The organism is Kocuria sp. CPCC 205261 (assembly GCF_040981025.1).
Taxonomy (GTDB): Bacteria; Actinomycetota; Actinomycetes; order Actinomycetales; family Micrococcaceae; genus Kocuria; species Kocuria marina.
In genome coordinates this window covers 35,499-48,844 of the sequence record NZ_JAVKPU010000003.1, presented here as the reverse complement: position 1 = coordinate 48,844, position 13,346 = coordinate 35,499, and the positions used below count along the sequence as shown (strand labels likewise).

General features: G+C 69.4%; 14 protein-coding genes, 1 tRNA gene and 1 pseudogene. 8 read left to right on the top strand and 8 right to left on the bottom strand.

What is annotated here, in order from left to right:
* Position 1: 1 nt before the first annotated feature.
* The 4 genes and pseudogenes from sufD to RF646_RS04565 form a co-directional block, all read left to right on the top strand.
* On the top strand, positions 2-1,294 hold the full coding sequence (gene sufD / locus RF646_RS04580; RefSeq protein WP_193519521.1) for a Fe-S cluster assembly protein SufD: 1,293 nt from the start codon (positions 2-4) through the stop codon (positions 1,292-1,294).
* 98 nt (positions 1,295-1,392) lie between these two features.
* Positions 1,393-2,157 carry a Fe-S cluster assembly ATPase SufC gene (gene sufC, locus RF646_RS04575; protein WP_064845264.1) on the top strand — a complete coding sequence of 255 codons (765 nt, stop codon included), beginning with the start codon at positions 1,393-1,395 and terminating at the stop codon, positions 2,155-2,157.
* Between the two features lie 31 nt (positions 2,158-2,188).
* Positions 2,189-2,548, top strand: coding sequence for a metal-sulfur cluster assembly factor (locus RF646_RS04570; protein WP_035962032.1), 360 nt, complete (start codon positions 2,189-2,191; stop codon positions 2,546-2,548).
* Between the two features lie 322 nt (positions 2,549-2,870).
* A pseudogene (locus RF646_RS04565) lies at positions 2,871-3,020 on the top strand (alpha-hydroxy-acid oxidizing protein); the annotation flags it as partial.
* Between the two features lie 93 nt (positions 3,021-3,113).
* Here RF646_RS04565 and RF646_RS04560 read toward each other — a convergent pair.
* The 4 genes from RF646_RS04560 to RF646_RS04545 form a co-directional block, all read right to left on the bottom strand.
* Positions 3,114-4,019, bottom strand: coding sequence for a neutral zinc metallopeptidase (locus RF646_RS04560; RefSeq protein WP_144996633.1), 906 nt, complete (start codon positions 4,017-4,019; stop codon positions 3,114-3,116).
* Positions 4,020-4,118: 99 nt separating this feature from the next.
* Entirely contained in the window at positions 4,119-4,736 is a 618-nt protein-coding gene (locus tag RF646_RS04555) for an energy-coupling factor transporter transmembrane protein EcfT (RefSeq protein ID WP_368835329.1), read from the bottom strand.
* Positions 4,733-5,476: an energy-coupling factor ABC transporter ATP-binding protein gene (locus RF646_RS04550; RefSeq protein WP_368835328.1), complete on the bottom strand. Its 744-nt coding sequence runs from the start codon at positions 5,474-5,476 to the stop codon at positions 4,733-4,735. The genes RF646_RS04555 and RF646_RS04550 overlap by 4 nt, the downstream gene beginning before the upstream one ends.
* The gene (locus RF646_RS04545; RefSeq protein WP_368835327.1) at positions 5,477-6,109 is read right to left on the bottom strand and encodes a biotin transporter BioY; all 633 of its coding nucleotides are present in this window, start codon (positions 6,107-6,109) and stop codon (positions 5,477-5,479) included.
* 347 nt (positions 6,110-6,456) lie between these two features.
* Between RF646_RS04545 and RF646_RS04540 the strand changes: the two genes are divergently transcribed.
* The gene (locus RF646_RS04540) at positions 6,457-8,055 is read left to right on the top strand and encodes an ABC-F family ATP-binding cassette domain-containing protein (RefSeq protein WP_098053392.1); all 1,599 of its coding nucleotides are present in this window, start codon (positions 6,457-6,459) and stop codon (positions 8,053-8,055) included.
* Positions 8,056-8,171: 116 nt separating this feature from the next.
* Here the strand turns inward: RF646_RS04540 and RF646_RS04535 are convergent, their stop codons facing one another.
* The 4 genes from RF646_RS04535 to RF646_RS04520 form a co-directional block, all read right to left on the bottom strand.
* Complete coding sequence (locus tag RF646_RS04535) at positions 8,172-9,281, bottom strand: alcohol dehydrogenase catalytic domain-containing protein (protein WP_144931037.1); 1,110 nt, start codon at positions 9,279-9,281, stop codon at positions 8,172-8,174.
* 109 nt (positions 9,282-9,390) lie between these two features.
* The gene (locus RF646_RS04530; protein ID WP_064845364.1) at positions 9,391-10,365 is read right to left on the bottom strand and encodes an SURF1 family protein; all 975 of its coding nucleotides are present in this window, start codon (positions 10,363-10,365) and stop codon (positions 9,391-9,393) included.
* Complete coding sequence (locus RF646_RS04525) at positions 10,365-10,760, bottom strand: hypothetical protein (protein WP_239318668.1); 396 nt, start codon at positions 10,758-10,760, stop codon at positions 10,365-10,367. Before RF646_RS04525 ends, RF646_RS04530 begins: the two co-directional genes overlap by 1 nt.
* A 56-nt stretch (positions 10,761-10,816) precedes the next feature.
* Positions 10,817-11,287 carry a DUF3099 domain-containing protein gene (locus tag RF646_RS04520; protein ID WP_255458084.1) on the bottom strand — a complete coding sequence of 157 codons (471 nt, stop codon included), beginning with the start codon at positions 11,285-11,287 and terminating at the stop codon, positions 10,817-10,819.
* Positions 11,288-11,447: 160 nt separating this feature from the next.
* On the opposite strand from RF646_RS04520, the gene fabG reads away from it, so the two are divergent.
* From fabG to RF646_RS04505, 3 genes are all read left to right on the top strand, one after another.
* A complete protein-coding gene (gene fabG, locus RF646_RS04515) occupies positions 11,448-12,173 on the top strand; it encodes a 3-oxoacyl-ACP reductase FabG (protein WP_064845278.1) in 726 nt (241 codons plus the stop codon).
* A gap of 43 nt (positions 12,174-12,216) precedes the next feature.
* Entirely contained in the window at positions 12,217-12,972 is a 756-nt protein-coding gene (locus tag RF646_RS04510) for an SDR family oxidoreductase (protein ID WP_368835326.1), read from the top strand.
* Positions 12,973-13,118: 146 nt separating this feature from the next.
* Positions 13,119-13,204, top strand: a tRNA-Leu gene (locus RF646_RS04505).
* Positions 13,205-13,346 lie beyond the last annotated feature (142 nt).

Here is a 13,346-nt window from a genome sequence, read left to right as displayed (position 1 = left end):
TATGTCCACCACTGATCAGACCGCCCAGGACACCACCGAACAGGTGAACGGGGTCCCCACCGGTGAGGACCGCGTGGCGATTCCCGGGATGAGCCAGGAGGGCGAGACCCTCCAGGAGGGTCGTAACCAGGCCGGTGAGCCCGAGATCAGGCACACGGAGCACGGTGACATCTCCGGTGTCCCGGATTCCTCGCGCGCGGGCCGTTTCACCTCCTACGACGTCGCGGACTTCCCGCCGCTGAGCACCAAGCTTGAGGACTGGCGATTCACCCCGATCAAGCGCCTGCGCGGGCTCGACGACTCCGCCCTGGACGGGCCAGCCCCGGCCGTGTCGGTCTCCGGCGGCGATGGTGTGGAACTCACCACGGTCTCCCGCGAGGACTCCCGCATCGGCTCGGTGGGCATCCCCGAGGACCGGGTCTCCGCCAACGCGTGGTCCAACTTCCGCGAGGCCACCGTGCTCAGCGTCCCGCGCGACGCGCAGGTCACCGAGCCGGTCATCGTCACGATCACGGGTGAGTCGGCCGAGCCCGCAGCCCAGCACATCGTGATCGAGGCCGGGACGAACTCCCGCGCGCTCGTGGTGCTGCGCCACGTGGGCTCCGCCGTGCTGTCCCAGAACGTGGAGTTCTCGGTCGCGGACGGTGCCAACCTCACGGTCGTCTCGCTCCAGGAATGGGACGACGACTCCGTGCATGCCTCTTCGCAGCAAGCGAGCCTGGGTCGCGACGCGACCTTCAAGCACGTGCTCGTCAGCCTCGGTGGGGACCTCGTGCGGGTCACCCCGTCCACCCGCTTCACCGCTCCCGGTGGTGACGTGGAGATGTACGGTCTCACGTTCGTGGACGACGGCCAGCACCTGGAATCCCGGTTGTTCGTGGACCACTCCGTGCCCCGGTGCCGTTCCCGCGTGACCTACAAGTCCGCGCTGCAGGGCGAGAACGCCCACGGCGTGTGGGTCGGGGACGTGCTGATCCGCGCGGAAGCGGAAGGCACGGACACCTACGAGCTCAACCGCAACCTGATCCTCAACGACGGCCCCCGCATGGACTCCGTGCCGAACCTCGAGATCGAGACCGGCTTGATCGCCGGCGCCGGTCACGCCTCGACCACGGGTCAGCTGGACGACGAGCACCTGTACTACCTGATGTCCCGCGGGATCCCCGAGCAGGACGCGCGGCGCCTCGTGGTGCGCGGGTTCCTGTTCGAGATCATCCAGCAGGTGGGCGTCGAGTCCCTCGAGGAACAGCTGCGCGCGTCCCTCGAGGACGAACTGGCCCGCACCGAGAACTGAGCGCCCGGCCCACGCGCCGCGGCAGTTCCCATCCACGACCTTCCCGCATCCGGCTCGCGAACCGATCGGGTGCGCACGAACACTAGGAGAATCGCTTCATGTCAACTCTGGAGATCAAGGACCTCCACGCGTCCGTCATCCTGGACGACGAGACCACCAAGCCCATCCTCAAGGGCGTGAACCTGACCATTAATTCCGGTGAGGTGCACGCGATCATGGGCCCCAACGGTTCCGGGAAGTCCACGCTCGCCTCCACGATCGCCGGTCACCCCAAGTACCAGGTGGACTCCGGTTCCGTGACCCTGGACGGTCAGGACGTACTGGAGATGTCCGTGGACGAGCGCGCCCGCGCCGGGCTCTTCCTGGCCATGCAGTACCCCGTGGAGATCCCGGGCGTGACCACCTCCAACTTCCTGCGTTCGGCCAAGACGGCGATCGAGGGCGAGGCCCCGTCCCTGCGCACGTGGACCAAGGACGTGCGCACCGCCATGGACAAGCTGAAGATCGACAACGACATGTTGCAGCGCAACGTGAACGAGGGCTTCTCCGGTGGCGAGAAGAAGCGTCACGAGATCCTGCAACTCGAGATCCTCAAGCCCAAGATCGCGCTGCTGGACGAGACCGACTCCGGTCTGGACGTGGACGCCCTGAAGATCGTCTCCGAGGGTGTCAACCGCGCCCTGCAGGAGGACAACACGGGCATCATGCTCATCACCCACTACACGCGGATCCTGCGCTACATCAAGCCGCAGTTCGTGCACGTGTTCTCGGACGGGCGCGTGGTGGACCAGGGTGGTCCCGAGCTCGCCGACCAGCTCGAGAACGAGGGCTACGACCGCTACGTGCGGGCCCCCGCCAAGTAAGTCCCCGCACACCACTTCAGAGGAGGTCGCGATGAGCGATTCCACCGAGACCGTCACGGCGGAGACCCCAGGTCCCAATGGCCAGGCGTCGCTTGCCGAGATCACGGATCTGTTGAAAAACGTGATCGACCCCGAGCTGGGTGTCAACATCGTGGACCTGGGGCTGCTCTACGGGCTGGCCTACCAGGATGACGACTCCCTGCGTCTGGACATGACGCTCACCACGGCCGCGTGCCCGCTGCAGGACGTAATCGAGGAACAGGTCGCCCAGAACCTGGCCCCCACCGTGGACGAGTGGCACGTGAACTGGATCTGGATGCCCCCGTGGGGTCCCGAGCGGATCACGGAGGACGGACGCGATCAGATGCGGGCTTTGGGCTTCAACATCTGAGTCGATGCGTGTCGTGAGGGCGCGGGGTGAATCACCCCGCGCCCTCACGCGTACCCGGACCCCTCCCGCAAGACTCGGATGCGCAGAGCCCCGGGCAGCCATGTGCTCGTCCCCCATCCGAGGGTTCCATGGCGCGGGCGGTGCTACGTTCGGATCCGACGTCCATGTCGGGCCCGCGGCCCACGTCCGGATCGGGAGATGCTCCCTGCAACGCCAACTACCCCAGCTGTCCGAATTGAAACCCCTCATGCGCCTCGGCTCCTTCACCCGGATCGCCCCCACGGGGTTCACGCGGTTCATGCATGCGGGGGGTGAGACCGGGGGCGTGCTCACCGCCGACGACGCCCGCCGGGCCCTGAGCGTGGGCGCCGACGGGCTGGTGGTCTCGAACCACGGCGGCCGGCAACTGGGCCGGGCCCCGGTGTCCCTGACCGCGCTGGCCGAGGTACGCGACGAAGTGGGCCCGGACGTGCCGCCCGGACCCGACACCGGGGCGCCGGCCACCTGTGCTGCCCCGGTGCGGCTCGTCCGGGACGTGCCGCACCGGATGACGATGTGTGAACGGTTACTTCAGGGCCGCAGGACGGTTCAGGTCCGAGGCGGTGAACGTGTTGCACGCGCGGATGTCCCCGGTCTGGTAGCCGGTGAGGAACCACGCCTGGCGCTGCGCCGAGGTGCCGTGGGTGAAGGACTCCGGGTTCGCGCGACCCTGGGTGGTCTCCTGGATCCGGTCGTCACCGATCGCCCCGGCCGCCTCGATCGCGTCGGCGAGCTGCGTCCGGGTGATCGGCTCCAATTGGACGGCCCCGCCGGGCTCGGTCGCGTGATGCGCCCACATCCCCGCATAGCAGTCGGCCTGCAGCTCGGTGCGCACGGCGGCCGACGTCGCGCCGTGCGGGTCCTGCTGCGCCCGGCCCAGGGTGCCCTGCAGGTTCTGCACGTGGTGCCCCACCTCGTGCGCCATGACGTACTCCTGGGCCAGGGCGTCGGCGTCGGCGCCGAACTGGCTGCGCATCTGGTCGAAGAAGCCGGTGTCCAGGTAGACCGTGGAATCCGGCGGGCAGTAGAACGGGCCGGTCGCGGAGGACGCTTGGCCGCAGGACGTGGAATCGGTCCCGCGGAACAGTTCCACCTGCGGCAACGAGTACTTCTTGCCCGTGGCCTCGGGGAAGTACCCTCCCCAGAACTGGTCCAGGGACTGGACCGTGGCCACCATGCGGCACTCGGTGTCCCGGTTGGCGTCCTCGCCCGTTCGGCAGCGGTCCGCGAGCCCGGAGTCCACCTGTTGCGTGCTCTGGGTGTCGTCCTGATTGCCGCCAGTGAGCGCATCGATGCCGTCCTGGCCGAAGAACAGTCCCGCGAGCAGCAGCAGGACGGCGCCGCCCAGCCCGCCTCCCACAGCGATCCCGCGGCCACCGCCGCCCGAACCCACGCGGCCGCCGTTGAGCTGGGAGTTGTCATTGAAACTCATGGGGGAAGCATAGGGCCCCACCGGGGCAACCGCGCGGTACGGGGCCGTGGCGCAGCGTCGCGGCGCGTCGGACGGCCTCCGCGTGGCGTGCGCGGGGGCTCACTCGAGTCCGCGCGCGGCGAGCGCCTCCCCGGTGCGGTGCGCGTAGTCCACGGTCGCGATCACGGCCGGTGTCACGAGCTGCACTGGGGACGGGCGCACGGTGCGTGCCGCGGCGGCGTCGCGCAGCCCGGAGAGCACGCCGAACAACCAGGGCACCGAACGGATCATGAGTGAGACCGCGAGCCCCACCCGCTCGGGGTCCACACCCAGCCGGCGCAGCGGTGTGCACAGGGTGACAAGGCCGTCGATGAGTCGGGGCAGCGGTGTGGTGGTGATGAGCAACCGGGTGATCCCCACGACGGCCAGCAGGGAGAGCACGACGTCCGCCGCGCGGGCCGGACCGTTGGCCACGAGGTGGTAGAGACTCAGCACGCCCACGAGGAGCAGGAGTGGGCGCAGGGAGCGGGCCCACCGCCGTAACCCCAAACCACAGGCCGCGGACACCACCGCGCTGAGCGCGAATGCCGCGAGGGACACCGGCCACGCGCGCACGGCCATGATCGCCACGCACGCGCCGAGCAGCACCACGGTCTTGAGCCACAGGGGACTGCGATGCAGGATCGAGGTCCCGGGGACGTACGTGCCCAGCAGGTCGTCGGCGCGCGACCTCCTCACGCAGCCTCCCCGGGGAAACCGTGCGCGCACCACGCGCGGTACCGGGGGAGCACGAGCTCGGGCGGACCCTGATCGAGGATCCGCGCCTCGTGGACCACGACCACGTGCTCGGCGCTCTCGGCGAGGTCGAGGTCGTGAGTGCTCACAAGTTGCTGCTGGGGTAATCCGTCCAGCAGCTCTCGCAGCTTGAGGCGATTGCGCAGGTCCAGCAACGTGGTGGGTTCGTCCAGGATGAGCACCCGGGGTTCCACGGCGAGCACGGCGGCCAGCGCCACGAGCTGGCGTTCCCCGCCGGAGAGGTCGAACACGCTGTGGTGTGCGCGGTGCTCAAGCCCCATGCGGCGCAGCCAAGACAGGGCCTGCTCAGCGCGTTGCACCCGGTCCGGGACACGACGCCGCAGGGACAGTTCGATGTCCTCGAGCGGTGTGGGCATCAGGATCTGGGAGGCCGGATCGGTGAACACGAACCCCACGAGCGAGCGGGCCTCCCGGGGGAAGGCCACGGGGTCCACGCTGCCCGTGAGCACCACGCCCGAGGTTGGTGTCACGAGCCCGTTGAACAGCCGCAGCAGCGTGGACTTGCCGGAGCCGTTGAGCCCGACCACCGCGGTGCGCGGCGCGGTGAACTCACACGTGACCCGGTCCAGGACGGTCACGGGACCCGCGGGTCCCTCCGCCGTGACGGTGACGTCCGCGCAGTACAGGGGCTCGGAGGAGCCCGGTCGTAGTGCGGGTTGCACTCAGAGGACCGCCCCGGCCATCCGGGGGAAGGCACGGTGCACGGCCACCGCGATCAGGGCCGCCACGAGTGCCTTAACCAGGTCACCGGGGACGAACGCGAGATCGGTGAGCAGCGCCGCCCGAAGGGACAGTCCCGCGGTGAGCATCATGCCCGCGATGCCCATGACGTGGGAGAGCACGAGGCCAGCGAGCGCCGCACCGAAGAGTGTGATCACCAGCCCGCTACGGCGTTCGGGGGCTGCGGAGGTGGAGCCCGCGCGGCGTCGTACGCGTTCGGCGCGCACGCTGCGGTGGGCGAGTGCACCCACGAGGGCGGCGGCGAACGGGAAGGAGAGCAAATAGCCCACGCTGGGCCCACCCAGGACGGCCGGTCCGCCCACGAAGCCGGCGAACACCGGGACGCCGAGCAGACCCACGATCACGTACAGCGCCAGGGCGGCGAAGCCGCGGCGGCTCCCGAGGATCATGCCGGTCAGGTACACCCCGAGGGTCTGCAGTGTGATGGGCACCCCGAGCGCACCCACGGGGATGGCGGGAGCGAGCGCGAGCACGCACGTCAGCGCGGCGAACACGGCGATGTTGGCCAGGTCGAATGAGGTCACGGTGCGGGTGTCGCGCGCGGGTGCTGTCATGGTCCGCAGTCTAGTGGAGCCCGGTGGAGTGGGCCCTCGGCACCCGCCCACCCTCGCTCGCCCGACCGCTCCTGCTCATCCGGCGGATCACACGGCCCGTGCACCGCGCCGGCACCTCACGGCACGACGCCGCACGGGTCGCGGGTGCCCCGCGCGCCGGCCGCGCCCGCTCGTCGAGTGGATTTGCGACCGCGAGTAGACTGGTGCAGGACCCCGCAGCCACGGGGTTTCTGTCTGTCCCGGGCGCCTCCATCCAGCGCGATCCACGAAGCGCCGCACGCCGAGCACGGTGTGCGGCCTCGTCCCGGGAGCACTCGCTCGACCGCCCCACGAAAGGCCCTGCACCGTTGATCACCGTCACGAACCTCGAACTGCGCGCCGGCGCGCGATTGCTCATGGACGAGGTGAACTTCCGGGTGGACAAGGGCGACAAGGTGGGCCTGGTCGGGCGCAACGGGGCCGGCAAGACCACCATGACCAAGGTGCTCGCGGGGCTCACGCTCCCCGCCGCGGGTGAGGTCACACGGTCGGGATCGATCGGGTACCTGCCGCAGGACCCCAAGGTCGATGACATGGACCAGCTGGCCCGGGACCGCATCCTGTCCGCGCGTAACCTCGCCGGTGTGATCACCAAGCTGCGCCGCGCGGAGGAGGAGATGGCCTCCGAGGACGACGCCGTGCGGGCCAAGGCCATGCGCCGCTACGACCGCCTCGAGTCGGAGTTCCTGGCCGGCGGTGGCTACGCCGCGGAGTCCGAGGCCGCGACCATCACGAGCAACCTCAACCTGCCCCAGCGCGTGCTTGACCAGCCCCTGCACACGCTCTCCGGTGGGCAGCGTCGCCGTGTGGAGCTCGCCCGGATCCTGTTCTCGGACGCGGACACCATGCTCCTCGACGAGCCCACCAACCACCTGGACCACGACTCGATCGTGTGGCTGCGCGAGTTCCTGCGTTCCTACCAGGGCGGGGTCCTCATGATCTCCCACGACGTGGACCTCATGGAAATGGTCGTGAACAAGGTGTTGTACCTGGACGCCAACCGCTGCGTGGTGGATGTGTACAACATGACGTGGAAGAACTACCTCCAGCAGCGCGACCAGGACCAGGCCCGCCGCAAGCGTGAACGCGCCAACGCGGAGAAGAAGGCCGGGGTGCTCATGGACCAGGCCAACAAGATGCGCGCCAAGGCCACCAAGGCCGTGGCCGCCCAGCAGATGATCCGCCGAGCCGAACGGCTCATGGCCGGGATCGAGGGTGAACGCGTGCAGGACAAGGTCGCGGCCATCCGCTTCCCCAAGCCCGCCGATTGCGGCAAGACCCCGCTCATGGCCAAGGGCCTGTCCAAGTCCTACGGCTCACTCGAGATTTTCACCGATGTGGACCTCGCGATCGACCGCGGTTCCCGCGTGGTCGTGCTCGGGCTCAACGGCGCGGGCAAGACCACGCTGCTGCGCATGCTCGCGGGCCAGGCGGACCCGGACACCGGCGAGGTGGTCGCGGGTCACGGCCTGAAACTCGGCTACTTCGCGCAGGAACACGACACCCTGGACACCGAGCGCACCGTCCTCGAGAACATGAAGAGCGCCGCACCGGACCTGCAGGACACCCAGGTGCGCACGATCCTCGGCTCGTTCCTGTTCCAGGGCGACGACGTGGACAAGCCCGCCGGGGTGCTCTCCGGCGGCGAGAAGACGCGACTCGCACTCGCGACGCTCGTAGCGTCGTCGGCGAACGTGCTGCTGCTGGACGAGCCCACCAACAACCTGGACCCCGCGTCCCGGCGGGAGATCCTCAACGCGCTGCACAGTTACGAGGGCGCCGTGGTCCTGGTCTCCCACGACGAGGGCGCCGTGGAGGCGCTCGAACCCGAGCGCGTGGTCATGCTCCCGGACGGCGTGGAGGACCTCTGGAGCCAGGACTACCAGGACCTCATCACCCTCGCGTAGCACGGGGCATCCTGCCGCGGCCGCTGGAGGACCAACGGGCCTGGCGCGCCGCGGGACTCTTCGCGGCGCGTACGGTGCGGGGACGTACGCCGCTCCCGCACCCGGCGCGGCGGGGCTCAGTTCTCGAACAGTACGACCTGGCGCACTGCCCGGCCCTCGGCGAGGGCGTCGAGACCCTCGTTGATCTGCTCGAAACCGATCCGCTGGGAGATCAGCTCCTCGATGGGTAGCTTCCCCTCCCGCCACAGTCCCAGGTACACGGGGATATCCCGCGCGGGGACCGCCGAACCCAGGTAGGAACCCACGATCGTGCGCGCCTGCGCGGTGAGCCCCAGCGGGGAGATCGTGGACCGGGCGTCCGGCGAGGGCAACCCCACCGTCACCGTGATGCCCCCGGGCGAGGTCGCCGCGACCGCCGTCTCGAACGCGCGGGGGTGGCCCGCGGCCTCGATCACCACGGCCGCCGTCACCCCCTGCTCGGCGAGCTCCTCGGGGGAGTACACCGCGCTTGCTCCGAGTTCGACGGCGCGCGCGAGCTTCTCCGGGTTCGCGTCCACCCCGATCACCGGGCCCTTCTCGAGCGAGACCGCGGTCAGCAGCGCAGCCATGCCCACGCCGCCCAGACCCACGATGAGCACCGTGTCACCGTCGTCTGGACGGCCCGCATTGATCACGGCGCCGCCGCCCGTGAGCACCGCGCAGCCCACCACGGCGGCGATCTCCGGGGGCACGTCCTTGTCCACGGGCACCACCGATTGGCGGTTGACCACCGCGTGGGTCGCGAAACCCGAAACCCCCAGGTGGTGGAACAGCTCCTCCTCACCGCGGTGCAATCGGCGCTCACCACCGGGCAACAGCCCGGCGTCGTTACTGCGGGAACCGGGACCGCACGGCAGCTTCCCGTCCGTGGCGCATTGGTCGCACTCCTCGCAGCGGGGCAGGAACACGGTCGTGACCTGGTCACCCACGGCGATGTCCGTAACACCCTCACCCACCGCCTCCACGATCCCGGAGGCCTCGTGTCCCAGCACCATGGGCGTGGGACGCACCCGGTTGCCGTCCACCACGGACAGGTCCGAGTGACACAGTCCCGCCGCCCGGACCTGGATCAGCAGCTCGCCCGGACCGGGGTCCGCGAGCTCCACCTCCTGGAGGCGCAACGGATGGGACTCGGCGTACGGGCGCGGCAGCCCGATCTCCTCGAGCACGGCGGCGGTGATCTTCACGGCGACTCCTTCATCACGGGTGACCCGTCCGACAAGGCAACGTCCGCTCGGGCGGACCGCCCGCCTGGACGGCTCCCTCGGGTGCCGTAAGCGGGCGCGGGTCTGCGTCTCAGTGTCGCCTGTCGGCCTCGAGGGCGTCCAGTAGGGCGTCCTCCTCGTCTTCGTTGCTCACGCCGGTGGAGGCCCGACGGCGCTTGGGCCGGTACAGCGACTTCAGATGCGCGGGCATGTCGTCGGCCATCTGCAACTGACGGATGATCAGCGACTCGTCCATCTCCCCGATGTAGTTGCCCTCGGCGTCGTAGTACTGCGCCAACCGGCGTTCCACCTCCGCGGCGTACGCGCGATCCCACTCGAGGTTCTTCACGTGCTGGCGCGCCGAGTACCCGTAGGCCACGAACACCAGCACCGCGAACGCGTACCACTGCAGCGAGTAGGACAGGTGCGGACCGTACTCGATGGCCGGTCGTTCACCGGCCTGCGGGGTCACGCTCGAGGGCGGGTCCTCGGAGACCAGTTCTCCGTATCCGCCCGTGGCCAGCGCGCCACCCCAGCGTTCGGCGAACGCGGGCAGGTCGATCGAGGCGGACTGACCCTCGGGTGCCCCGCGGTCCACGGTGCCCTCGGTGGGGCGCAGCCGGGCGGTCACGGTCACGGTCCCGGACCGGGGAGGGGGCACCGCGGACGGCATCCCGTTCGCGGAGTCGTCCGTGGGGATCCAGCCGCGGTCGATCGCGATCACGGGTCCCTCCACGGTGCGGAACGGGACCAGGACGTCGTATCCCACGCGCCCGTCGTGCGGACGGTTGCGGATCAGCACGGTCTCCTCGGGCACGTACGTGCCGCGCAGTTCCACGGGGTGCCAGGTCTGCGAGTCGTCGTAGTCCTGGAACAGGGGGATGCCGCGGGCGGAGTCATAGGCCGGGGCGTCGTAGTTCTTGCTGATCTTGGCGTTCTCCGCGACCAGGTAGTCGTTGCGGGACATCTGCCAGTGGGCCAGGTAGAGGCACAGCACCGCAGCTACGCAGCACAGCGCGAACCAGCCGAGCCACGTGGGGGTGCCCAGGAACTTGTACTTGCGCATCAGGGTGTGCGCCCCGATTCCTCGGGTCGGACGACGCCGCCGTCCCCGACCTCGGCGCGGCCGTCACCCGCGCCGGGCTCGTGCGGGATGTCCTGGCTCGCAGCGGCGTCGGGCGTCGCGTCCTCGGGGGCCTCGAACGGTGTGATGGTCTTGAGGAAGCCACGCTGGCCCAGGAAGTCGGCCAGGTGCTCCCGGTGCTCGTCGCACGCGAGCCACGCCTTGCGGCGCTCGGGGGTGTGCACGCGGGGGTTGTTCCACAGCAGGGTCCACTGCGCGGGACGCGAACAGCCCCGGCGAGAGCACACGGCCTCGGGTGCCGCCGCGCGGGGTCGGGGTGCGGCGTCGTCGGGCGCGGGGCGTTGCGGGTCCAGAGAGCCGAGCAGATCGAATCCCACGGTGAAAAATCCTCCCAGAAATCGTGCGGTGCGGTGGGCGCGGGGGCGGACCCGCTTCAGTTGCGGCGCGTGACCGCGCGGGGCGGGGGCAGTTCGCGCTGCGGGGGCGGGGCGGTGTACTCCCCGTCCACGACCACGGTCTCCGGATCCGGTGCCCGCTCCTGCGACTCGGCGCTCGTGGGCAACTCGGTGCGCGTGGGCGGGCGGTACGCGGAACCCGAGCGTTCGGAGCGGTCCGCGCCGCGGTTGGCCATCATGACCGCGAGCCACGGCAGGATCGCAGCGCCCAGCACGAGCAGGATCCGCGCGATCAGGTTGTCGATCAGCACCACTCCGATGATGCACACCACGCGCAGCGCCATCTGGAAGGAATAGACCTTCATGCGGTGTGCCATGTCGGTGGTGTGCGGATCCGCCGCCGAGGTGATCGAATGAACCTCGGTGGAACCATGCGACTGCGGCTGGGAACGTGAGATGGGAACCGGTCCTTCGGCGAACGATCTGGGGGTGTACCCGCGGGGCAACACTGCCACGGCTGACTGTGAGCGTTCTGAGCATTATCTCACCGTTGTGTGTGGCGCCCAAGCGGGGGATGTCCGCCGGTCAGAGGCCGGTTAGGATGCTGTGAGGTCTTGATACGAGGGTGGGCTTGCCCGCCGCGCCCGCCCCTCCACGGAAGGTTCCATCATGTCTGACCAGTCCTCCGCCGCTCGCACCGTGCTCGTCACCGGAGGCAATCGAGGTATCGGCCGCGCGATCGCGGAACGGTTCATCGCCGCCGGGGACAACGTGGTGGTCACCTCGCGCTCCGGTGGGGACGGGCCCGACGGCGCGTACACCGTGCAGGCGGACGTCACCGACACCGCCTCCGTGAACGCGGCCTTCCGGGAGATCGAGGGGAAGTTCGGTCCCGTGGAGGTACTCGTGGCGAACGCCGGGGTCACCAAGGACACCCTGTTGGTGCGCATGAAGGACGCCGATTTCCAGGACGTGATCGACACCAACCTCACCGGCGCGTTCCGGGTGGTGCAGCGCGCGACCAAGGGGTTCATGCGACTGAAGCACGGCCGGATCATCTTCATCTCGTCCGTGGTGGGGTACACGGGCGCGCCGGGTCAGGTGAACTACGCGTCCTCCAAGGCCGGCCTGGTCGGCATGGCCCGCGCCATCACCCGCGAACTCGGTTCCCGCGGGATCACCGCCAACGTGGTGGCCCCCGGCTACATCGACACCGCCATGACCCATGAGCTCTCCGACGAGGTCAAGGACAACTACCTCTCCATGATCCCGGCCCAGCGTTTCGGGCACGTGGAAGAGGTCGCCGGAGCGGTGGAATACCTTGCCTCCGACGCCGCGGCCTACGTCTCCGGCGCTATCATCCCCGTAGACGGCGGGTTGGGCCTGGGGCACTGATACCGCCGATTCCCGCACCCGCACCCCTCGAAGGAGAAACCGCATGAGTTCAGTGGCAGGCAAGACCGTGGTCATCACCGGATCCTCGCGAGGCGTGGGCGCGGACACCGCCAAGATCCTCGCCGGTGAGGGCGCCAACGTGGTGGTCAACTACCGTCAGAAGGCCCCCCGGGCCAACAAGGTGGTCAAGGAGATCACGGAGGCCGGCGGCCACGCGATCGCCGTGCAGGCGGACATCACGGACGCCGAGTCTCGCGCGGGTCTGTTCCGTGCCGCCGTGGACGAGTTCGGTGGCGTAGACGTGCTGATCCTCAACGCCTCCGGGGGCATGGAGACCGAGATGGGTGAGGACTACGCCCTGCGGTTGAACCGTGACGCCCAGAACGACACCCTGACCGAGGCCCTGCGGACGCTTCCCCAGGGTGGCCGCGTGGTGTTCGTCACGAGCCACCAGGCACACTTCATCAACGACGTGGAGACGATGCCCGAGTACGAGGCCGTGGCCAAGTCCAAGCGCGCCGGGGAAGACACCCTGACGGCTCGCGTGCCCGAGCTGCAGGACAAGGGCATCGGCTTCGTGGTGGTCTCCGCGGACATGATCGAGGGCACCGTCACGGCCACGCTGCTCAACCGGGCCCGCCCGGGAGCACTCGATGAGCGCCGCGAGGCCGCCGGGAAGCTCTACACCGTCCATGAGTTCGCCCAGGAAATCGCCGCGATGGTCACTGCGGACGTCCCCGCCGGTCACGTGGAACTCGTGGGTGGCGCGGAGGACTTCCTCGCGCAGGCAGGTCGGTAGCACCCACACCGGGCCGTGCTCCCGCGGAGTGCGGGGTCCGGCCCCGGTCGAGTTCGAACGGACCGCGCAACTGTGGTAGGTTTCTTGTCGTTGCCACGGGCCGAGAAGGTTTCCGGGAGATCGGAAACGCCGCGGTTCGGACACCTGCGCGGGTGGCGGAATAGGCAGACGCGCTAGCTTGAGGTGCTAGTCCTCGTATTAGAGGGTGGGGGTTCAAGTCCCCCCTCGCGCACACGATTCGGGAAGCCCCCAATCCGGAGACATGAGTTCCGGGTCGGGGGTTTTTCGCATGCCCGCCCGAACGCCCGGGGCGGGATGCGTCTCGGGGGCGGCGTGCGCTAAGTACATCTGAGGCCCGAAACCGCACCAGATCA